General features: G+C 73.0%; 19 protein-coding genes. 13 read left to right on the top strand and 6 right to left on the bottom strand.

Annotated elements, in window-relative coordinates; all coding sequences use genetic code 11:
• Positions 1-10: 10 nt before the first annotated feature.
• On the bottom strand, positions 11-700 hold the full coding sequence (locus ACFTZC_RS00310) for an AIM24 family protein (RefSeq protein ID WP_382885341.1): 690 nt from the start codon (positions 698-700) through the stop codon (positions 11-13).
• 98 nt (positions 701-798) lie between these two features.
• On the opposite strand from ACFTZC_RS00310, the gene ACFTZC_RS00305 reads away from it, so the two are divergent.
• From ACFTZC_RS00305 to ACFTZC_RS00275, 7 genes are all read left to right on the top strand, one after another.
• Entirely contained in the window at positions 799-1,653 is an 855-nt protein-coding gene (locus ACFTZC_RS00305) for a peptidyl-tRNA hydrolase (protein ID WP_382885339.1), read from the top strand.
• Positions 1,654-1,719: 66 nt separating this feature from the next.
• Positions 1,720-2,832 (top strand): DUF4037 domain-containing protein, encoded by a 1,113-nt coding sequence (locus tag ACFTZC_RS00300; RefSeq protein WP_382885337.1) that lies wholly within the window; start codon positions 1,720-1,722, stop codon positions 2,830-2,832.
• A 210-nt stretch (positions 2,833-3,042) separates the two neighbouring features.
• The gene (locus ACFTZC_RS00295) at positions 3,043-3,855 is read left to right on the top strand and encodes a DUF4142 domain-containing protein (protein ID WP_382885335.1); all 813 of its coding nucleotides are present in this window, start codon (positions 3,043-3,045) and stop codon (positions 3,853-3,855) included.
• Between the two features lie 207 nt (positions 3,856-4,062).
• Positions 4,063-5,472, top strand: a complete 1,410-nt coding sequence (locus ACFTZC_RS00290) for a DUF692 domain-containing protein (RefSeq protein WP_382885333.1) — start codon at positions 4,063-4,065, stop codon at positions 5,470-5,472.
• Positions 5,473-5,594: 122 nt separating this feature from the next.
• A complete protein-coding gene (locus ACFTZC_RS00285; RefSeq protein WP_382885331.1) occupies positions 5,595-7,277 on the top strand; it encodes an alpha/beta hydrolase in 1,683 nt (560 codons plus the stop codon).
• A gap of 518 nt (positions 7,278-7,795) precedes the next feature.
• Complete coding sequence (locus ACFTZC_RS00280) at positions 7,796-8,383, top strand: hypothetical protein (protein WP_382885329.1); 588 nt, start codon at positions 7,796-7,798, stop codon at positions 8,381-8,383.
• Positions 8,380-8,946, top strand: coding sequence for a signal peptidase I (locus ACFTZC_RS00275; RefSeq protein WP_382885327.1), 567 nt, complete (start codon positions 8,380-8,382; stop codon positions 8,944-8,946). Before ACFTZC_RS00280 ends, ACFTZC_RS00275 begins: the two co-directional genes overlap by 4 nt.
• A gap of 113 nt (positions 8,947-9,059) precedes the next feature.
• Here the strand turns inward: ACFTZC_RS00275 and ACFTZC_RS00270 are convergent, their stop codons facing one another.
• Entirely contained in the window at positions 9,060-9,518 is a 459-nt protein-coding gene (locus ACFTZC_RS00270; RefSeq protein WP_382885974.1) for a MarR family winged helix-turn-helix transcriptional regulator, read from the bottom strand.
• Between the two features lie 301 nt (positions 9,519-9,819).
• Here ACFTZC_RS00270 and ACFTZC_RS00265 point away from each other — a divergent pair, with 301 nt between their 5' ends.
• The gene (locus ACFTZC_RS00265) at positions 9,820-10,893 is read left to right on the top strand and encodes an alkene reductase (protein ID WP_382885325.1); all 1,074 of its coding nucleotides are present in this window, start codon (positions 9,820-9,822) and stop codon (positions 10,891-10,893) included.
• A gap of 58 nt (positions 10,894-10,951) precedes the next feature.
• Here the strand turns inward: ACFTZC_RS00265 and ACFTZC_RS00260 are convergent, their stop codons facing one another.
• The 3 genes from ACFTZC_RS00260 to hemG all read right to left on the bottom strand — a co-directional run bounded on the left by ACFTZC_RS00260 (position 10,952) and on the right by hemG (position 14,837).
• On the bottom strand, positions 10,952-12,250 hold the full coding sequence (locus ACFTZC_RS00260) for an alginate lyase family protein (protein WP_382885324.1): 1,299 nt from the start codon (positions 12,248-12,250) through the stop codon (positions 10,952-10,954).
• Positions 12,251-12,670: 420 nt separating this feature from the next.
• Complete coding sequence (gene hemQ / locus ACFTZC_RS00255) at positions 12,671-13,387, bottom strand: hydrogen peroxide-dependent heme synthase (RefSeq protein WP_382885323.1); 717 nt, start codon at positions 13,385-13,387, stop codon at positions 12,671-12,673.
• Between the two features lie 4 nt (positions 13,388-13,391).
• The gene (gene hemG / locus ACFTZC_RS00250) at positions 13,392-14,837 is read right to left on the bottom strand and encodes a protoporphyrinogen oxidase (protein WP_382885322.1); all 1,446 of its coding nucleotides are present in this window, start codon (positions 14,835-14,837) and stop codon (positions 13,392-13,394) included.
• A 161-nt stretch (positions 14,838-14,998) separates the two neighbouring features.
• On the opposite strand from hemG, the gene ACFTZC_RS00245 reads away from it, so the two are divergent.
• Both ACFTZC_RS00245 and ACFTZC_RS00240 read left to right on the top strand, forming a co-directional pair.
• On the top strand, positions 14,999-15,937 hold the full coding sequence (locus ACFTZC_RS00245) for a DUF4349 domain-containing protein (RefSeq protein ID WP_382885320.1): 939 nt from the start codon (positions 14,999-15,001) through the stop codon (positions 15,935-15,937).
• A gap of 75 nt (positions 15,938-16,012) precedes the next feature.
• Positions 16,013-17,392, top strand: a complete 1,380-nt coding sequence (locus ACFTZC_RS00240) for an FAD-dependent oxidoreductase (protein ID WP_382885318.1) — start codon at positions 16,013-16,015, stop codon at positions 17,390-17,392.
• An 89-nt stretch (positions 17,393-17,481) separates the two neighbouring features.
• Here ACFTZC_RS00240 and hemE read toward each other — a convergent pair whose 3' ends face one another.
• Entirely contained in the window at positions 17,482-18,546 is a 1,065-nt protein-coding gene (hemE, locus tag ACFTZC_RS00235) for a uroporphyrinogen decarboxylase (RefSeq protein ID WP_382885317.1), read from the bottom strand.
• Between the two features lie 91 nt (positions 18,547-18,637).
• On the opposite strand from hemE, the gene ACFTZC_RS00230 reads away from it, so the two are divergent.
• From ACFTZC_RS00230 to ACFTZC_RS00220, 3 genes are all read left to right on the top strand, one after another.
• Positions 18,638-19,345 (top strand): DUF3000 domain-containing protein, encoded by a 708-nt coding sequence (locus tag ACFTZC_RS00230; protein ID WP_382885315.1) that lies wholly within the window; start codon positions 18,638-18,640, stop codon positions 19,343-19,345.
• Positions 19,346-19,744: 399 nt separating this feature from the next.
• Complete coding sequence (locus ACFTZC_RS00225) at positions 19,745-20,404, top strand: response regulator transcription factor (RefSeq protein WP_329823583.1); 660 nt, start codon at positions 19,745-19,747, stop codon at positions 20,402-20,404.
• Between the two features lie 106 nt (positions 20,405-20,510).
• Entirely contained in the window at positions 20,511-21,806 is a 1,296-nt protein-coding gene (locus ACFTZC_RS00220; protein ID WP_382885313.1) for an HRDC domain-containing protein, read from the top strand.
• The last annotated feature ends 44 nt before the right edge of the window (positions 21,807-21,850 follow it).

Genomic DNA, 21,850 nt, shown 5'->3' with positions numbered 1-21,850 from the left:
GGGCATGATCTCAGCTCCCGCCGTGCGCCGCGGGACACGGCGGCATTCCCTCGGTCGGCCTGACTATCACGAACCCCTCGCCCTGGAGCATCAGTTGGACGGCCTCGCCCGATCCGCCGCGGATCGCCGAGCCCACGGACTGGGAGCGGTGCAGGGATGTGTCGAGCTGCGAGCTCCAGCCGACGACGGCGTCCGTGTCGACATACACGGGCGCCTGCGCCGTGACGGGAATCACGATGGGAGTGCCCTCACAGATGACGCCGAGCTTGCCGTATCCGCTGAAGACGCTGTTGAAGAGACCTCCGCCGGTCATCCCCGCGCCCTTCACCGTCGTGATCTCGTAGCTGAGGGTCGGGTCGAAGCAGAGCACGTGGCGGCCGTTGATGGTGAGCGCGTCGCCCTGGTCGATGTCGACGATGAAACAGTTGGCGGCCTCCTTCGCGAACCACACCTCGCCCTGGCCCTTCACCGCCATGAGCGGCAGCCCCTCGCCCGTGACGGCTCGCTTCAGGAGCCCGCCCAGGCCGCCCTGGCCCTTGCGCTCGAACTGGAGCGAGCCACGGTAGGCGACCATCGCGCCCTGCCGCGCGTACATCTCGCCGTCGACGACGTACTTGATCGACTTGATGTTCTGGAGGGTCATTCCGGGTGCGGTGGCCGGCTGCGCCATGTGGTCCGTGGAGAAGAGATCGCTTTTCATACCGCGCATCGTCGCCTGGACCGGAACGCTCCGCCAAGAAGAGTCCGGCCAAGAAAACGGCGCGCGGGCAGGGGCCGGAGGGCTGGCAGACTGGGGCTGTGAGCAGCGACAGCAGCGTGAGCGCCCCGGCCGGGGGCCCCTTCCGTCATGAACCGGCCGCCCGTGACGAGGCCCCGCAGTACGTACTGCCGCTGGTGGTCCACATCGAGAAGGCCGCGCCGCCGGCCCGTACCGACGCCCTGGAGACGGCGGCCCGCGCGGTGCTCACGCTGCTCTCCGACGAACGGGCCCTGGGCGAGGGCGAGTACGAGGGCGAATGGGCCCGGGCCGTACGGAACTGGGAGGACGCCCGGATCCGCAAGGTGGTGCGGCGGGCGCGCGGCGCGGAGTGGCGGCGCGCCTGCGCGCTGCCCGGGATCACGGTGACGGGCCGCGGCCCGGACCCTGCGCCCGCCGCGGGCGGTGCCGCGTTGCCCGGTACGGCGCCCGACGGCGGTGGTACGCCCGCCGCGGGCGGTGCCGCTCCGCCGGTCGCCGAGGTGCGGGTCTTCCCGCCCGTGCCACTCGACGGCTGGCCCAAGGAGCTGGCCAGGCTCCAGGTCTCCGGCACCGAGCTGGACGACCCCGCGCCGCCGCCCCCGGCCGACCCGGCGCACCCGGTGCTGTGGCTGAACCCCGGCCTCACCCTGTCGGCGGGCAAGGCCATGGCCCAGGTCGGGCACGGCGCCCAACTCGCCTGGTGGGAGCTGTCGGAGACGGACCGCAAGGCCTGGCGCGCGGCGGGCTTCCCGCTCTCCGTCCGCACCGCGGACGCCGCGCACTGGCGGGAACTCACCACCGCCGGGCTGCCGGTGGTCCACGACGCGGGCTTCACCGAGATCGCCCCCGGGATGACGGTGGCCGTCGAGGGAGGCCACCGTGCCGGTGCCCCGGGGCGACCGCGGCGACCGTGACAGGACCGTGTCAGGATGTGAAAATATTCCGCATGCCCCCTCACTTAATGGGCACACCTTCCTGGCATGAGCGTCACGAATATGCCGGTCTTCATTCCCGGCCTGGAACTCTCCCGCCGTTTCTACACCGAAGCGGTACGCCCCCTGCTGGAAGAAATCTCCCCGGCGATCCCGCACTCCGCCGCGCGCCTGGGCAGCGGCTCCGAGGTGCTCGGCTTCGACACCCCGCGCTCCGCCGACCACGAATGGGGGCCGCGCCTCCAGCTCTTCCTCCGCCACCAGGACGTGTCCCGGCACGGAGGGCGCGTCAGACGCCTCCTCTCCGAGCACCTCCCGAAGACCTTCCACGGCTATCCCACCCACTTCGCCCCCACCGGCGACCGCGACATCCGCGTCATGCGGGCCACCGACCGCCCCGTGCACCACCGGGTCGAAGTCACCCACCTCACCGCCTGGTTCCACCACACACTCGGCTTCTACCCCTCGTCCTCCATCACCTCGGAGGACTGGCTCGCCACCCCCACCCAACTGCTCGCCGAAGTCACCGGCGGCGCCGTCTTCCACGACGGGCTCGGCGAACTCGCCCCGTTACGGGCGGCCCTGCGCTGGTACCCGCACGACGTCTGGCTCCATGTGATGGCCGGACAGTGGCAGCGCATATCCCAGGAGGAGGCCTTCGTCGGCCGCTGCGGCGAGGTCGGCGACGAGCTCGGATCCGCCGTGGTCGCCGCCCGCCTCGTACGCGACCTGATGCGCCTGTGCCTCCTGATGGACCGCCGCTACCCGCCCTACGGCAAGTGGCTCGGCAGCGCCTTCGCCCGCACCTCCCTGGGCCCGCGCCTCACCCCCGACCTCACCGCCGTCCTCGCCGCCACCGACTGGCACACGCGCGAGCGGCATCTCTCGCACGTGTACGAGTCGGTCGCGGGCCACCACAACGAACTGCGCCTGACGGACCGTGTCGACCCCGCCGTCCGCCCCTACCACTCCAGGCCCTTCCAGGTCCTGCGCGCCGACCGCTTCACCAGGGCCCTCACGGCCCGGATCACGGATCCGGCCCTGCGCGAGCTGCCACCGGTCGGCTCCGTGGACCAGTACCTCGACAGCACCGACGTCCTGAGCAGCCCGGAGCTCACCCGCACCGCGAGCCGCACCATGCTGCATTCCAGGCGGAGTTGACCCCACCGGCGCCGCTCCCGCGCGGTGGTCGCCCCCCGACCGCCGCCGCGCGGGCGCACCGCGTCCGTGCCGCCGGTCATCGTTCGCTGCCCGATTGAACACTCCCTACGCGCCGTACGTACTCTTCGATACCGCCAAGCGGGTGGAACTGCCGCGCTCCCCGCGGTGGATTCAGCGGTGTCAGTTTTCGGTTCGGGAGGCAGCACATTGTTGCGACGCATCAACGGTTCGGCAATCATCATCGTGGGGTTGGTCGCCACAGTGGCAGCACTGGCCTTCCCCGTGTGGTCGTACGCCGACCGTTCCGGGACAGGGCAGGCCAATATCGCCGCGTCGACCGTCTCCACCCAGTGGGGACCGCTGACGGCCACCGACCGTGACTTCCTGGTCAAGGTCAGGCTCGCGGGGCTCTGGGAGCTGCCCGCCGGGCAGCAGGCCATCGAGCGCGCGCCGACCCAGGCGATCAGGGACACCGGTGACCACCTCGTCGTGGGCCACACCGACCTCGACAAGCGCGCCCGGGACGTGGCGGCGAAGCTCGGCGTGGAACTGCCGAACCAGCCCAACGAGGCGCAGCAGGGCTGGCTCAGGGAGCTGTCCGCGGCCACGGGTCCGGAGTACGAGCAGAAGTTCGCCAACCTGCTGCGCGACGCCCACGGCAAGGTCTTCGCCCTGATCGCGCAGGTGCGGCACACCACCAGGAACACTCTGATCCGCCAGCTCGCGAGTGACGCCAACGTCACCGTCCTCGACCACATCACCATGCTGGAGTCCACCGGCAAGGTCGACTTCGACAAGATCGCCGACGAGGCCGCCGGACTCGCCACCGCCAGCCCGACCGGCCCGCCGCCGCCGAACGGCAACCTGCCCCCGGCCTCGACCCCGCTGGAGCCGGGCGCGAACGGGGAGTTGACCTCGAAGCCCTCGGCCGGCGCGCCGGGCGTGGTCAACACCGACCGGCCGGACCCGGGCGAGCCTGCCGCGCCGGGTGGGCAGGGCGCACCGGCCCCCGCCCAGAGCTGATCCGCCGCGCTTCCGCCGCCCGGCGGCACGGTGCCTCCTCCTCCGTACGTACGGCTTGGGGAGGCACCGTTCTCCGGCGGTGGGGCGGAACCTCAAATGAACCTCTGAACGTCCTCCCTCAAGGATTCACCGAGGCGTTCCCGGGGCCATGACCCCTGCAACCGCGAACGACGTCGCGCACGGAGGAGTCCGCGACAGGGGGAGACCATGAACGAGACACCACGTCTGGGCATCGGTATCGGCTGGCGCCCGGAGATAGCCGGCGCGGTGGAGGAGCTGCCCGGGGTCGACTGGGTCGAGGCCGTCGCGGAGAACCTCTGCTCCGGTCATCTCCCCGAGTCGCTGGTCCGGCTGCGCGAGCGCGGCGTCACCGTCGTCCCGCACGGGGTCTCGCTCGGGCTCGGCGGCGCGGACCGCCCCGACCCGCGGCGGCTGGCGGATCTCGCGGAGCGCGCCGAGGCGCTGGGGTCCCCCCTGGTCACCGAGCACATCGCGTTCGTACGGGCGGGCGGGGAGCGCACCGCGTCCCCCGCGCTCGAAGCGGGACATCTGCTGCCGGTGCCGCGCACCCGGGACGCGCTGCGCGTGCTCTGCGAGAATGTACGGATCGCCCAGGACGCGCTGCCCGTGCCGCTCGCCGTGGAGAACATCGCCGCCCTGATCTCCTGGCCGGACGAGGAGATGAGCGAGGGGCGGTTCCTCGCCGAGCTGGTCGAACGCACCGGGGTGCGGCTGCTGATCGATGTCGCCAACCTCCACACCAACCACGTGAACCGCGGCGAGGACCGGGCGAGGGCGCTCGACGAACTGCCGGTCGAGGCCATCGCGTACGTCCATGTCGCGGGCGGGATCGAGCGCGACGGCGTCTGGCACGACACGCACGCCCATCCGGTCACCCGGCCCGTGCTCGACGTCCTCGCGGAGCTGCGCTCCCGGGTGGCGCCGCCGGGCGTGCTGCTGGAGCGCGACGACGACTTCCCGCCCGCGGCGGAGCTGGCCGGCGAACTGACGCTGATCCGCGAGACGTTGCGGGCCGGGGACCCGGCGCCGGTACGGGACTCCGCCACCGTACGGTCCTCCTCCGTACGGTCCCCCGCACCGGCGGCGGAGGAGCCGTCCGGCGCCGGCGAGGCGGCGCGGCAGCGGCTGGCGCTCGCCGAGACCGCGCTGCTCTCCGCGCTGGTCGCGGGCACCCCCGTACCGGAAGGGTTCGACCGGCGCCGCCTCGGCGTGCAGAGCCGCGCCCTCGCCGCCAAGCGCGCCGGTGTCGTCGCCAAGGTGGCGCCCGAACTGCCCGGCATCCTCGGCGACGGCTTCCGCCCCGCGTTCCTCGCGTACGCCGCGCGCCGGCCGATGCGCGGCGGATACCGCAGGGACGCGCTGGACTTCGCCGAGGCGCTGCTGACCGAGGGGCGCCCCGGGGACCCCGCGGCCCGGCGGCGGCTGGCCCTGTGGTGGCGGGAGCGCGCGGCCGCGCGCCCGCCGCGCCGGCCCGTACGGCTGGCCAGGGCGGCCCGCGCCGCGCTGGCCCAGGGCCTGACCCGCGTTGCACACTCCCGCCCGTTCCGCACGCCGGGCGGCGCCCGCGAGTGGCCCCGGGGCGCATCGGGGTCATAGCCCGCCGACACCGATCACCGGTCCTTGCCACGCCCCGGCCCTCTGCGACCCTCGTCGTGCCGCCGCTCCCCGTCCTCGGGGAGCGCCGCGGTCCGCTCGTCCGCGCGCACGAAGGGAACGCGATGAGAGCAGTAGCGAAGTACGGGGCTCTGACGACCCTCGGCTCCCTGGTCCTGTCGGCCCTCGTCGCCGTCCCGGCGGACGGCGCGTCCGCGGCGGGCGCCCCGGCCGCCGGCTCCGGCTCCGGGTCCGGCTCCGGCTCCGTCGAGGCCCGCGGGGTGGCCCGGGCGGCGGCGCGCGCCGCGGCCGCCGGGATCGCGTTCGGCGCCTGCCCCAAGACCGAGATGCTGCCCGCGCCCGTCACCTGCGGCACCGTCAAGGTCCCCCTCGACTACGCCGAGCCCGACGGCCCGGCGATCAGCCTCACCGTCAGCCGGGTCGCCGCGAGCGGTCCCGCCGACCGCCGGCAGGGGGCGCTCGTCTTCAACCCCGGTGGCCCCGGCGCCTCCAGCATGTACTTCCCGCTCGCCGCCGAGCTGGCCCAGTGGCGGCCGATCGCCGCCGCGTACGACCTCGTCGGCTACGCGCCGCGCGGCGTCGGCCGCTCCGCGCCGCTCTCCTGCAAGGACCCGGCGGACCACGCGAAGGCCCCGACCCAGGCGCCCACGCACCCGTCGGCGTCGTACAAGCGGGAGCGGATCGCCGAGGCGAAGGCGTACGCCCGGGGCTGCGCCGAGCGCGCGGGCACCGCGCTGCGCCACTACCACTCCCTCAACAACGCCCGCGACCTCGATGTCCTGCGCGCCGCGCTCGGTGAACGGAAGCTGACGTTCATGGGCGCCTCGTACGGGACGTACTTCGGCGCCCTCTACGCGACGCTCTTCCCCACGCACGTACGGCGGATGGTCTTCGACTCGGCGGTCAACCCGGACCCGCGGCGGATCTGGTACCGCAACAACCTCGACCAGTCCGCCGCGTTCGAGCGGCGCTGGGAGGACTTCCGGGTCTGGGTGGCCAAGCATGACGCGACGTACCACCTGGGCACCGACGCCGCGCAGGTGCAGCGGAGTTACGAGCAGGTGCGCGCCGGGGTCGCGGAGCAGCCGGCGGGCGGCACGGTCGGTCCCGGGCAGCTCCAGGCGGCGATGCTCGGCGTGGGCTACTACGACGACTACTGGGCGAGCCGCGCCTCGGCGCTCTCCGAGTACGTCAAGGGCAACCCGGAGCCGCTGATCGACCAGGCCGCGCCCCACCCGGAGGCCGCCGAGGAGGGCGAGAACGGCGGCGCGGTCTACACGGCCGTCGAGTGCAACGACGCGCCGTGGCCGACCCGGTGGGAGGTGTGGGACCGCGACAACACGGCGCTCGCCCGGCACGCCCCGTTCGAGACATGGGACAACGCCTTCATGAACCTGCCGTGCGCCTACTGGCCCGAGCCGCGCCAGGAGCCCGTCGACGTCCGCACCCGCCCCGGGCAGCTCCCGCCGACCCTGATCCTGGCGGCGGAACGGGACGCGGCCACCCCGTACGAAGGGGCGCTGGAGCTCCAGCGGCGGCTGGCGGGCTCGGCGCTGGTGACCGAGCGGGACGCCGGTACGCACGGGGTCTCGGGCGGCGACAACCCGTGTGTGAACGCGTACCTGGAGAACTACCTGCTGAAGGGGGAGACACCCCGGCGGAACGCCGCGTGCGCACCGCGCCCCGAGCCGGCCCCGGGGTCGCCCGAATCGACCAAACGACTTTTCGACCGGCAAGGAAGGCTCGATCCTGCTCCTCGTCCCCGCGTGCTCGGGAGCACGGTGTGAACGACGGGGCGAGTGTCTCCAGCCGTGGCGCACGCGTATGAATGACCGTGCGTCAGCGGCCTGACCTTCTCCTCGGCTCTCCGTACGGCACCTGGACCGACCGGCCCGTGCCACGGCACTCCTCCGCCGCCGGGTCGGCACGGTCATCACCCGGGCCTCGGCGGGCGCACATACGGAGCCGCCACCGGCATACACGGCGTTACGCCGTTCGGCCGACCGCGGTCGCCGGTGGTCAACAGTCGCGATGTCATGACAGTGCGACCCGCACTCGGAGGTGGATATGCGGCGGTTCCGCGCCTCCCCGAGCGAGGTACACCGTCACCACCGGTGCGGGTCGGCAGGCGGCGCCGCCACGGATCGCCGTCGGCCCTGTGACGGACGCTCCCGGTCCGGTGCTCGGCCCCCCTCGGGGGGCCGAGCCTCCGTCAGACCCGGATTGCGACACGGAGCGTCACCACCACGGGCAGGGCAAACGGGACAATATGCTGCGCGGGAGTCGAAATGGAACGGAGTCCGCGATGGCGCGTCCCTGGCTGAACGTGCTGGCACAGGTGTTGCCCGTTCCGCTCGGGTTACTGTTCAGCGGTGTTCTGGTCTGGGGTGCCACCAACGCCGACTGGAGCGACACCAGTAGCAACAGCGGCAACACATGGACCTCCGGCTCGCTGGGGCTGGCCAACGACAGCACTGTGCCCATGTTCCGCGTCGACAACATGCGCCCCGGTGACACAGGCGCCAACTGCATCAGGATCAAGTCGAACGCCGGCTTCCCCACAGCGCTGAAGCTGTACGGCAACTCTCCGAACTGGCCCAGCAACTTCCAGTCCTTCATCAACCTCCACATCGAGGTAGGCAGCGGTGGCGCCTCCGGAAACTGCAAAGGCTTCACCGCCCACAGGACGGCGTTCAACGGCACTCTGGACGAGTTCATGGCCCTGTACACCGACTACCGCACCGGCCTGGGCCCCTGGACCCTGGCCGGCAAGCCACTCAGTTCGCTGGGCTTCCGCGTCGCATGGAAGTTCAGTCCGAGCGCGCCCAACGGCTCGCAGAGCGTGGCCACGAACGAGGCGGCCTTCACCTGGGAAGCGCGGGAACAGGGGTGACCCTCCCCGGTGACCTGGCCGTCGGCGCGCTCCCCCACCCCACGGCCAAGGATGTCCCGCACCCGATCCGCGTGGCCACGACGCTCATTTCGCGAACCGTGCTCGGCTCGATGCTCGGGCTGCTGGTATGGGCACATGTGCCCGTGATGGCGCTGGGCTGGACCGCGGGCGTGGTGCAGTCCGGCTCCATGCGTCCCGCCCTCATGCCGGGCGACGTCGTTCTCTACCAGCCACCGCCACCCGGCCAGACACCGGCGGTGGGCCACATCGTGCTGACCCAGGACTCCACTCGCCCCAGCCGTCTTCTCACCCACCGGGTCCACCAGGTACTTCCCAACAACTACCTGATCACCAAAGGTGACGCCAACTCCGCACCGGACTCCACACCGGTACGCCCCACGGCGCTCCAAGGCGTAGCACGATTGCGCGTGCCCTGGATCGGGCTGCCGATCCAGCTCTGGCGCGCCGGGCAACCCGTACCCGAGGCGATCATGCTGTTCGGACTCGCCACTCTGCTCGCGCTTGCCGCCCTGCCACTGCACAGCCCCGGCCGACACACGTAGCGCCGGTGACTTCCTGACGAACGTGACATCGCCGAAGCGCGTGCCCGCACACGCCGGCCCGCGTGGCAGGCCCGGTCCGGCGCCGCGTCCCGGAACGCCCGCGAGCGCGTCGGTTAGCCGAGGGGGGCCTGACGCTCGACTGCCCGGCTGAGGCTCTCCTCGATACCGGCCAGCACGCGGATCATGGTGTCCCGCTCGTCGGGGGCCAGGCCGTCGGCGACACTGTCCTCCAGTTCCGCCCAGACCTGTTCGACCTCCTTGCGCAGGGCGAGGCTGGCGGCGGTGGGTTCGATGATGGTGGCGCGCCGGTCGGTCTCGCTGGGCCTCCGGCGGACGAAGCCCGCGTTCTCCAGCCGCTTGACCGTGCGGGTCATGGTGGCCGCGTCCGAGCCGAGCAGCCGTACCAGGTCGGTCTGACGCTGCGGTCCGAGGTCCCACAGCTGCATCATGACGAGCTCCTGTCCGGGGTGCAGCCCCACGCGGCGCAGGAGCTGCCCGGCGAGCATCCGGTGCAGACGCGCCACGCGGAAGATCGCGTGGCTCATGGCCCCGGCCCGGACCGACGGCGGCATCAGGGGGCGGGCCACGTCCACGGCGGAGCCCTCGGTCGGTACGGAGTCCTCGGTCGGTTCGGCGTCTGGGTCCCTCGACACGTCGCTCACAGCCCTTCGCATTGATCGTTGCCCGGACAGGAACACTCTATCGCCGTCTCTCCCCGGCCACACCGGGCAGCACGGGCAGCGCTGACAGCACCCGAATGCGTAGAAGTGACACAGGTCACGTTCCTCAAGGAATGAGCCAGGCTATTTACTTGTTCGGACAGGCAATGGCACCGCGCGGTGTCACGCAACCGAACCGGACAGGAACCCGATCATGACGACGGCCTTCGCCCCGTACGACCTCGGCGGTATCCGCCTCTCCAACCGCATCGTGATGGCCCCCATGACCCGCAGCCGCGCCTACGGCCCCGGGCAGACCCCCACCGAGCTGATGGCGACCTACTACGCGCAGCGGGCGAGCGCCGGTCTGGTCGTCACCGAGGGCACGCAGCCGTCGGCGGTCGGCCAGGGCTACCCGGACACCCCCGGCATCCACTCCGCCGAACAGATCGCGGGCTGGCGCGAGGTCACCGACGCCGTGCACGCCGAGGGCGGCGTGATCTTCCTGCAGATCATGCACACCGGCCGGGTCGGTCACCCGAGCCTCATGGGCCTCGCCCCGGTCGGCCCCTCCGCGGTCACCGCCCAGGGCCAGGTCTACACGCACGAGGGGCCGCAGGACTTCGTCACGCCGCACGAGCTGACCGAGGCGGAGATCGCGCGGACCATCGCCGACTTCGCCGCCGCGGCGCGCAACGCCGTCGAGGCGGGCTTCGACGGCGTGGAACTGCACGGCGCCAACGGCTATCTGATCCACCAGTTCCTGGCGCCGAACTCCAACCGGCGCACCGACGCCTGGGGCGGCAGCCCCGAGCGGCGGATCCGCTTCGCCGTGGAGACCGCCAGGGCCGTGGCCGAGGCCATCGGCGGGGACAAGGTCGGCTTCCGCCTCTCGCCCGGCAACCCCTACAACGACATCGACGAGAGCGACCGGACCGACGTCGAGGCCACCTACACCGCGCTGGTGGACGCGCTCGCCCCGCTCGGCCTGGCCTATCTGCACCACATGGAGGCGCCCGGGATCCGCGACCTGGTCGTACGGCTGCGCAAGGCATGGCCGGGCACCTTCGTCCTCAACCCCTTCACCGGCATGGAGCCCACCGGCCCCGACGAGCTCACGCTCGTCGAGGACGGCACCGCCGACCTGATCGCCTACGGGGGCCTCTTCCTCGCCAACCCCGACCTGCCGGCCCGCCTCGCCGCCGGGGGCCCCTTCAACTCCCCCGACCGCGCGACGTCCTTCGGGGGCGACCACCGCGGCTACACCGACTACCCCGCGCTCGGCTGACGGTGGCCCGGCACGGGCATCCGGCGAACAGCAGCCGTCGTCAGGGGAAGAGCGGTCGTCAGGGGAAGAGAGGCCCGTCGAGCTGTTCGGCCCCCGGGCGCAGCGCCCACAGGTCGCCGCCCGGGGGCGGTTGCAGACGCCGGACCGCCGCGCGGGCCCCCGGGTCGCCCGCGTCCGCCGCCGCGTGGACGACATCCGTCGCCGCGTAGCGGTAGAACTCCAGCTCGGGGTGGGGCCAGGGGGCGGCGCCGGTGGCCGTCGGCAGCAGTTGGCGGACGGCCTTGCGCAGGTTCTGGCCCTGGGGCCCCTCGTACCTCCAGAGGTCCACGCCGACCTGCCGGCCGGTGGCGGCCAGCCGCGCGTACGCGACGAGGTTGAAGGTCGAGTAGTGCCAGCTGCGGGTGCGGGCGAGTTCCTGCGGCTGGCTGCCGTCCGGGGCGATCTGCACGTCGATCCGCTTCGTCCGGGCGTCGAGGGCCGTGCGGCGCGCGAGGGCCCGGTCGCCGGTGGCGAGGGCGAGGGCGGCGACCTGCATGTCCATGAAGGTGCCGTGGTTGTTCTCGGCGGCGGACTCCTCCTTGCCGAAGGGGGAGTTGACCAGCCAGTCCAGGAACTCCTCGTTCCAGGCGCGCATTCCGGCGAGGTCGCTCCTGGTCCACCCCGGGGCCCCGGTGTCGAGGAGGGCGAGGGCGTCCAGCACGCTGGTGTACTGCTGGGAGAAGTCGATGATGCCGATGGAACGGCCTTCGTACTTGCACGGGATGAACTGCCCGTGGTTCAGGTTCGGGTTCATCCGGGTGGCGGGATCCAGGAACCAGGTGCGCAGGATCCGGGCGGCGTGCTCCGCGTACCGCTGACGGCCGGTGTAGTACCACGCGAGGCTGAGCGTGGTGGCGGAGCCGACCACCTTGCTGAGTTCGGGCCGGTCCGTGCCGGTGTCGATCTCCGGGTTGCGTTCGCCGTCGCGCTGGACGTACGGACAGCCCCAGGGGTTGTCCTCGGTCTTCGGCTGTGAGGGCCACCAGTACGGGGCCTGGCTCAGGTAGTCGTGCGGGTCGCCGCTGGGGGCCGGCCGCGGCTTGTCGGTGACGGTCCACGGCCCCTTCCCGAGCCAGGAATCCGCCTGCGCGGTCAGGGAGGTGACGGCCTTGCGGAGCGCGGGGTCACCCCGGTGGAGGGCGGCGCGGGCCTCCCGCATCCGCTTGCCGTCGATCACCACGGTCGCGGGGGCGGCACGCGTCCCGCTCTCCGTGGCGGCGGCGGACGCGGTCGGGGCGAGCACCGCGGCGAGGGTGGTGAGGGCGACGATCACCGAGGACAACACGGCTGCCGGACGCGACTGAGGAGTTCCGCTCATCGAACACTCCCATCATGTATGTGAACACGATTCACGAACAAGACCGTGCGAGCGTAGAGGCGACGGGGAGTGCTGACAACAGGCGTTGCAGAACAAGGAAGTTGTGCGCCCGGCCGCAGGCCCGGCCTGACGCCCGCCATGGGGCGCGTCATTGGCGGTGAGGGGCCGCGTTCAAGGGGCGGAACACCGACCCGGGTTCCATCGGCCGCGACCGGGGCGGAACGGGCAGGGACGGGGAAGCACAGGAGGCTTCCCCGTCCACCGCGTTTCCGCAGGCCGGCGGCCGATGGGAACCCGGAGCCGAACCCGGTGTCGCTGGACGGGCCGTGCGCGCAGCAGGAGACTGCCGCCGGCCGTCTGATCTTCCGGGTGGGGCGGCCCGGTCCGTACGGTCACGGACCCGGCCACCACGTCATACCGTCACGCCAACCCTGCCACGAGATCCGCGACCGACTTGCGGCGGCCCGTGTAGAACGGGACCTCTTCCCGCACGTACAGCCGCGCCTCGGACGCGCGCAGATGACGCATCAGGTCGACAATGCGGTACAGCTCGTCGGCCTCGAAGGCCAGGACCCACTCGTAGTCGCCGAGCGAGAACGACGCCACGGTGTTGGCGCGTACGTCAGGGTAGCCGCGCGCCATCTTGCCGTGGTCCGCGAGCATCCTACGGCGGTCCTCGTCGGGCAGCAGGTACCAGTCGTAGCTGCGGACGAAGGGGTAGACGCTCACGTAGTCGCGGGGCGTCTCGTCGGCCAGGAAGGCCGGCACGTGCGACTTGTTGAACTCGGCGGGGCGGTGCAGCGCCATGTTCGACCAGACCGGCTCCAGCGCGCGGCCGAGCCGGGTGCGCCGGAAGCGGTTGTACGCGTCCTGCAGCGCGTCCGAGGTCTCGGAGTGCCACCAGATCATGATGTCGGCGTCGGCGCGCAGCCCGGACACGTCGTACGCGCCCCGCACGGTGACGTCCTCCGTCCCGAGCTGGTCGAACAGCTCCTGGACCTCGTCCGCGTAACCGGTCCGGTCCTCCGGCAGGACGTCCCGCAGCCTGAAGACGGACCACAGGGTGTAGCGGATGACCTCGTTGAGGTCCTTGGCCTTCTTGCCCGCGTTCGGGGCCTTCTCCGGAGAAGCAGTCATGGGGCTATTCTCCCGCGCCCCGACCGGTGCCCGGCGCCAGGGTCGACGTGGCGATGATCTCGTCGGCGGCGCGCCGGGCGCTCGCGACGCAGGCGGGGATGCCGACGCCGTCGTACGCCGCGCCGCACACGCGCAGCCCGGGGAGTTTGGCGAGGGCGTCGCGGACGCGGGCGACCCTGGCCTGGTGGCCGACCGGGTACTGGGGCAGTCCGGCGGTCCAGCGGGTCACCTCGTGGGCGACGGGCCGGGCCGTCAGGCCGGTCGCCTCGCGGAGGTCGCGCAGGGAGACGTCGAGGAGTTCGGAGTCCTCGCGCTCCAGCTGCTCCTCCTCGCCGTACCGCCCGATCGAGGTGCGCAGCAGGAACAGGCCGGGCGCGGCCCGGTCGACCCACCCCCACTTCCGGGTGGAGAAGGTCGACGCCTTGATGGCGTGGCCGTCGACGGGCGGGACGAGAAAGCCGCTGCGGTCGGGCAGGGCGGCGGCGTCGGCGCGCCGGAAGGCCATCGTCACCAGGGCCATCGACGCGTACTCGACGGTGGCGAGTTCGGCGGAGGCGGCCGGTGACTCGTCGGCGAGCAGGGCGGCGGCGGACCACGCCGGGGTGGCGAGGACCACGCCGTCGGCGGCCAGGGTCTCCCGGTCGGTACGGATGTGCCAGCCCTCCGCCGTCCGGACCAGCGCGAGGACGGGGGTCTCCGTCCTGATCTCGCCGCCCCCGGCCCGTACGGCGTCCGCGACGGCGCCCGGGAGGCGGCCCACGCCGCCCTCGATGCCCGCGAAGACCGCGCCGCCGGGCCGCGCTCCCGCGGCGGCCCGCTCCTGGAGGTCGCGGACGCCGGCCAGCAGCGAGTCGTGGCTCCGGACGGCGTCGAAGAGCTGTGGGACGGCCGCCTTCATGGAGATGCGGTACGCGTCGCCCGCGTAGACCCCGCCGAGCAGCGGTTCGACCAGCCGGTCGACGACCTCGCGGCCGAGCCGCTCCGCGACGTACGCGCCGATCGCCACGTCGTCGCCGACCTCGGTGGGGGGCAGCTCCGGTTCGCGGGCGAGCCGGGCGAGCCCCTCGTCGGAGAGGAGCCCGGAGAGGGCGGCGGGGTCGCCGGGCACGCCCATCACATGGCCCTTGGGCATGGGCCGCAGCGCGCCCCGGGTCCACACGGAGGCGGTGGTGGCGGTGGGCGGCTGGAGCAGCGCGCCGAGCCCGACCTCCTCGGCGAGGCCGACGCCCTCGGGTCTGCGGGCGAGCATGGACTCGGCGCCGAGGTCGACGGGGGCGCCCTCGATCTCGCCCGTGCGCAGCTTGCCGCCGAGCCGGTCGGTGGCCTCCAGCAGGGTGACCCGGATGCCGGCGCCGAGCAGCCGGTGGGCGGCGGCGAGACCGGCGATGCCGCCCCCGATGACGACGGCATGGCCGGTGTGCGTGTCCACGTGCTGCGCGCTCGACTCCATGGCTCCACTCTCTCAAACGGGTTCCCTCGGCCCGTCAGGTGTCCCGTCCGGAACGAGTCCTGACCGTGACCGCTTCGAAGCCGTGGAGGAGCAACCCGCGCAGGGGCCCCACACGTCGAACCCGCGACGACAACCGAATCCCTGGGGGGACCATGCGTACGATGCCCGCACTCGCGGCGGCACTGCTCACCGCTTCGCTCGCGCTCGCCGGATGCAGCGCGGGCGGTACGCAGGACACGGCCTCGAAGGCCGTCTCCCGGCCCGCCGGGGAGCGGGGCGGCCAGGCGGACGGGGCCGGCACGGAGGCCGGTGACGCGGCCGCGCCCGGCGCCCAGGGCAAGGACGGGAAGAGCGGCACGCCCGCCGGGGTCCATGTGATCCGCACCGCCGAGCTGACCGTGCGGGTCGAGGACGCGCGCAAGGCGCTCGCCACGGCGCGGGCGGCGGCCGGGAACGCCGGGGGGCTGGTGCAGGACGAGGTCACGGAGCGGGACGAGGACAGCGGGGTGACGTCGCGGGTCGTGCTCCGGGTTCCGGGGGCCTCGTACGACGCGGTGCTGTCCGAACTGGCGGGCACCGGAACGCTGCTGGCGCGCAAGGCGAAGGCCGAGGACGTCACCGACCAGGTCGTGGACGTGGAGAGCCGGATCGCCTCGCAGCGCGTGAGTGTGGCGCGCGTACGGGAGTTGATGGACCGGGCCACGAAGCTGAGCGATGTGGTGGCGCTGGAAGGGGAGTTGAGCAACCGCCAGTCGGCGCTGGAGGCGCTCCTCGCCCAGCAGGCGTCGCTCAAGGACCGCACCACGCTGGCCACGATCACCCTGGAGCTCTTCGAGAAGCAGGCCGTGGAGAAGGAGCGGAAGGCGGAGGATCCGGGGTTCCTGGACGCGCTGGGCGGCGGCTGGGACGCGCTCCTCGCGACGCTGCGGTGGATCGGGGTGGTCCTCGGCGCGGTGCTGCCGTTCGCCGCCGTGCTCGGCGCGCTCCTCCTGCTCTGGCGCCTGGTGCGCCGGCTGCTGCCCGCGCCGGCGCCGGCGGCCGGGCCCGCGGAGCCGGCGCACCCCGCCGAAACGGCCGAGCGGGGACGCGAGGAGGACTGACCGGCCGCGCCCGCGTAGCGTTCCCTCCCGGCAGGACCGCGCGAACGACGCGCACACCGACCGGAGGGACGCGCAATGGCGGCGCAGCGCATGGTGGTCATCGGGGGCGACGCGGCGGGCATGTCCGCCGCGTCGGCGGCCCGCAGGGGCCGGGGCCCGGACGAGCTGGAGATCGTCGCGTTCGAGCGCGGCCATTTCACCTCGTACTCGGCGTGCGGCATCCCGTACTGGGTGAGCGGCGATGTCACGGACCGGGACGCGCTGATCGCCCGTACGCCCGAGGAGCACCGGGCCCGTGGCATCGCGCTGCGGACCCGCACGGAGGCCGTGGAGATCGACCTGGCGGGGCAGCGGGTACGCACCCGCGACGTCGACGCCGGGACCGAGGACTGGACCGGCTTCGACCAGCTGGTCGTGGCGACGGGCGCCCGCCCCGTACGTCCCGCGCTGCCCGGGATCGACGCGCCGGGCGTGCACGGGGTGCAGACCCTCGACGACGGCCAGGCGCTGCTGGACACCCTCACCGCGACGACGGGCGGGCGCGCGGTCGTCGTCGGCGCCGGGTACATCGGCGTGGAGATGGCCGAGGCGCTGCTGAAGCGGGGGTACGAGGTCACCGTCCTGCACCGCGACGAGCAGCCGATGGCGACCCTCGACCCGGACATGGGGCGGCTGGTCCACGGGGCGATGGACGGGCTGGGTATCACCACCGTGGGCGGCGCGGAGGTGACCGCGATCCGCACCGGCGCGGACGGCCGGGTGCGGGCGGTGGCCACGGCGGACGCCGAGTACCCGGCGGACGTCGTCGTGCTGGGCATCGGGGTCGAGCCGGAGACCTCCCTCGCCCGCGCCGCCGGGCTGCCCGTCGGACCGCACGGCGGGCTGCTCACCGACCTGTCGATGCGGGTGCGCGGCCAGGAGAACGTCTGGGCGGGCGGTGACTGCGTGGAGGTCCTCGACCTGGTCTCCGGCGCCACCCGCCACATCGCGCTGGGCACGCACGCCAACAAGCACGGCCAGATCATCGGGGCGAACGTGAGCGGCGGCTACGCCGTCTTCCCCGGCGTGGTGGGCACGGCCGTCAGCAAGGTCTGCGACCTGGAGATCGCGCGGACGGGGCTGCGCGAGAAGGACGCCCGCAGGGCGGGGCTCCAGTTCGTGAGCGCGACGATCGAGTCGACGCACAGCGCGGGCTACTACCCGGGCGCGGCGCTGATGACGGTGAAGATGCTCGCGGAGCGCCGTACGGGGCGGCTGCTGGGGGTGCAGATCGTCGGCCGGGAGGGGGCGGCGAAGCGCGTCGACATCGCGGCGGTGGCGCTGACCGCCGGGATGACGGTGGAGCGGATGACCACGCTGGACCTGGGGTACGCGCCGCCGTTCTCGCCCGTCTGGGACCCCATCCTCGTCGCCGCGCGGAAGGCGACGACGGCGGTCCGGGCGGCGGGCTGGTGAGCCGCCGGGGGCGGCGGGGGCGCCGAGCGGGACGAATCACCCCCGCCCGGGGGCGATTCGTCCCCGCGCCACCAGCGGGTTTCGGCCAATCAGCGAGCGGTCTGCGTGTGTACGTAGTCGACGAGCCTGGTCAGTGAGTCCGGGTCCATGCTCGGCAGCACGCCGTGGCCCAGGTTGAAGACATGGCCTTCGAGCCCGGCCGCCGCGTCGAGCACCTCGCGGGCCTTGGTCTCCACCGCCGGGGTGGGGGCGAAGAGGACGGCCGGGTCGAGGTTGCCCTGGAGCGCCTTGCCGGGGCCGACGCGGCGGGCCGCCTCGTCCAGCGGGACGCGCCAGTCGACGCCGACGACATCGGCGCCGGCCTCGCCCATCAGGCCGAGCAGTTCACCCGTACCGACACCGAAGTGGATGCGGGGCACACCGTACGACGCGACGGCGTCGAAGACCTTCGCGGAGGCGGGCAGCACGGAGCGGCGGTAGTCGGCGGGGGCCAGGGCGCCCACCCACGAGTCGAAGAGCTGGACGGCGCTCGCGCCCGCCTCGATCTGCACCTTGAGGAAGGCCGCGGTGATCCCGGCGAGCCGGTCCAGCAGGTCGGCCCAGAGCTCCGGGTCGCCGTACATCATGGCCTTGGTGTGCTCGTGGTTGCGGGACGGACCGCCCTCCACGAGGTAGCTGGCGAGCGTGAAGGGCGCCCCGGCGAACCCGATGAGCGGGGTGGAGCCCAGCTCGCCCGTGAGCATGCCGATGGCCTCGGTGACGTAGGAGACGTCGTCCGGCGTGAGGTCGCGCAGCCGGGCCAGGTCGCCGCGGGTGCGGATCGGCTCGGCGACGACGGGGCCGACGCCCGGCTTGATGTCCAGGTCGAGGCCGATGGCCTTGAGGGGGACGACGATGTCGCTGAAGTAGATCGCGGCGTCGACCTTGTGGCGCCGTACCGGCTGGAGCGTGATCTCGGTGACCAACTCGGGCCGCATGCACGATTCCAGCATCGGGATGCCCTCGCGGACCTTCAGGTACTCGGGCAGCGAACGCCCCGCCTGGCGCATGAACCAGACCGGTGTGTGCGGCACCGGCTCCCGTCGGCATGCCTTCAGGAAGGCCGATTCGTACGTCTTCGTCTGCTGGCCCGGGGGGCGTTCGTTGGCGCTCACGTACAGAATCTTCCCATGTACGGGGAAGCCGCCGGCCCGGGCCGGGTGTCCCTCCCTGCGCGAGACGCGCGTTCCGCCTACTCTTCCCCGCATGGCTGCGGCTCAGGGACAGTTTTCCGATCATTCCAACGGCACCGGGGAAACGGACGGCGGGGAGGGCGATTGCGTCCCGTCCGCGTTCCGTTCCGCGGTCGACGCGCTGCGGACGGCGCGACCGCGCCCCGGCGTCGAGATCGACCCGACACCGGCGCCGAAGCGGCTCGCGCCGTACGCGTACGCCCTGGAGGCGGCGGCGGTCGACGGTGACGACGATCTGGCCGACGGCCGGCTGATCCTGCTGCACGACCCGTCCGGGCACGACGCCTGGCAGGGCACCTTCCGGCTGGTCACGCTCGTACGGGCGGAGCTGGAGCCGGAGATGGCCGCCGACCCGCTGCTCCCCGAGGTGTGCTGGTCGTGGCTGACGGGGGCGCTGGCGGCGCGCGGTCTGTCGTACGAGGAGGCGAGCGGCACGGTCACCCGGGCCGGGTCGCACTACTTCGGGGGGCTCGCGGAGCGCAGGCCGGCGACGCAGATCGAGATCCGGGCGTCCTGGACCCCGCGCGAGGACCGCGGCGGGCCCGACGCGGCGGCGCACCTGGGGGCGTGGTGCGATCTGCTCTGCCAGGTCGCGGGGCTGCCGCCGGGTGCGGGCGGACCGCAGAACGCGGGGACCACGGGGAGCACAGGGAACGCGGGGGACACGATGGGGGCGGGCGTGGTGTCGCTGCCCCAGCGACGGGGCCCCCAGGTCTCCTGACGCCCTCTCACGCCCCGTCGCGCCCCCACTCCACTCCCCCACTTCCCCCCCCCTGACCGCCCGACCGCACCGCTCCGCCACCCCGGCGGCGGCACCGCGCGCCCGCTTCCGCGCTCCCGTCGCACGCCCCGTCTCCGGGCCCCCCACCTCGGCGCTCCCTCCGCACGCGCCTTCACCACTCCGCCACACCACGTCCCCCGCGCTCCCCCGTCCGGGGGACCACTCGTAGGATGATCGATCACGCATCCGAATTGCCCGAATTGTTACTCACTAATTCGTGATCATTCTCTAAAGGCGAGCGGGATTGCTGCCGAAGAGGTCAATGACCCTTCACACACGGTTCGCCCCGGCTTCATCCCCCGCAGCCGGCCCCGTCCCGCACCTTCCCCAGGAGGCCTGGTGTCCGTTCTCCTTGAGCAGCCCGCAAGCCTGGTCGCCTACCGCCCGAACAAGCCGACGGCCATGGTCGTCGTGGCCGACCCACGCGTCCGCTCCACCGTCACCCGCCACCTGTGGGCCCTTGGAGTACGTGACGTCATCGAGGCGTCGTCCATCGCGGAGGCCCGCCCCCGCGTCGGCAACCCGCGCGACATCTGCGTTGCCGACGTCCACCTGCCCGACGGATCCGGGCTGACCCTGCTGTCCGAGACCCGGGCGGCGGGCTGGCCCAACGGCCTCGCCCTCTCCGCCGCCGACGACATCGGCGCGGTGCGCAACGCCCTCGCGGGCGGCGTCAAGGGCTATGTCGTCACCGGCACCCGTACGAACATCGGCCACCCCGGCCGCCCCGGCGTCGCCCCGCTGGGCGCCGGGCAGCGGATGCACCGCCGCCCCCCGGGCGCCCCGAACCACCCCGGTGGCTACCGGGAGCTGTCGGGCCGCGAGGTCGAGGTCCTCAGGCTGGTCGCCGAAGGCCAGTCCAACAAGGCCATCGGCGTCTCCATGGGCCTGTCCGCGCTCACCGTCAAGAGCCACCTCGCCCGCATCGCGCGCAAGCTCGGCACGGGTGACCGGGCGGGGATGGTCGCGGTGGCCCTCCGTACCGGAATCATCCACTGAACCCGGCACGCGACCGGACAGGAGCACTGACCGCTTCTCGCCCCCACCGCCCGTCGACGGAACGTTCCGTCGACGGGCGCCGTCCGTTCACAGATACCCTTGACAGGTGACCGACGCCCAAGAGACCGCAGCAGAGCCAGCACTGCGAACCACCGGGGGCCCGCGGCGGCAGTCGCTGGTGTCGCTGCCCCCGGACGACGTCGAATCGGCGCCGATCCCCTTGCTGGAGCCCCGCGAGGGCATTCCACCGGTGGTCGCCACCGACGCGGCGCTCGCCGAGGTGACCGCCGCCTTCGCCGCGGGCACCGGCCCCGTCGCGGTCGACGCGGAGCGCGCCTCCGGCTACCGCTACGGTCAGCGCGCCTATCTCGTCCAGCTCCGCCGCGAGGGCGCGGGCACGGCGCTGATCGACCCGGTCGGCTGCCCCGACCTCTCCGGGCTCGGCGACGCACTCTCCGGTACGGAGTGGATCCTGCACGCGGCGACCCAGGACCTGCCCTGCCTGCGGGAAATAGGCATGATCCCCACCACGCTCTTCGACACCGAGCTGGCGGGCCGCCTCGCGGGCTTCCCGCGGGTCGGCCTCGGCGCGATGGTCGAGAACGTCCTCGGGTACGCGCTGGAGAAGGGCCACTCCGCCGTCGACTGGTCGACCCGCCCGCTCCCCGAGCCCTGGCTGCGGTACGCCGCGCTCGACGTGGAACTCCTCGTCGATCTGCGGGACGCCCTGGAGAAGGAGCTGGACCGGCAGGGCAAGCTCGACTGGGCGCACCAGGAGTTCGAGGCGATCGCCTCGGCCCCGCCCGCGCCGCCGCGCAAGGACCCGTGGCGCCGCACGTCGGGCATGCACAAGGTGCGCCGCCGCCGGCAGATGGCGGTCGTACGGGAACTGTGGACGACCCGCGACCACGTCGCGCAGCGGCGTGACGTCTCCCCCGGCAAGGTGCTCAGCGACACCGCGATCGTCGAGGCGTCGCTCTCGCTGCCCGCGACCGTGCAGGCGCTGACGGCCCTTCCCGGGTTCGGGCACCGGATGGGCAGACGCCAGCTCGAACAGTGGCAGGCGGCGGTCGACCGGGCGAAGGCGCTGCCCGACACCGAGCTGCCCCAGCCCGGCCAGCCCCTCACGGGTCCCCCGCCGCCGCGTTCCTGGGCCGACAAGGACCCGGAGGCCGCGGCGCGGCTCTCGGCGGCGCGCGCGGCGGTCTCGGAACTGGCCGAGCGGATCACCATGCCGCAGGAGAACCTGATCACACCGGACACGGTCCGCCGGGTCTGCTGGGAGCCGCCGAAGGAGCCGACGGTGGAGAACGTGGCGGCGGCCCTGACCGCGCACGGCGCCCGCCGGTGGCAGGTCGAACTGGTGGCCCCCCTCCTGGCGAAAGCGCTGGTCGCGGCGTAGGGGCACGGCCGGAAGGACAGCAGGGCTGGGCAACTTGGTTACTG

Source organism: Streptomyces sp. NPDC056987 (assembly GCF_042673865.1).
Classification (GTDB): domain Bacteria; phylum Actinomycetota; class Actinomycetes; order Streptomycetales; family Streptomycetaceae; genus Streptomyces.
The sequence above is the reverse complement of the archived record's forward strand: the minus strand, read 5'-3'. Positions and strand labels throughout refer to the sequence as shown.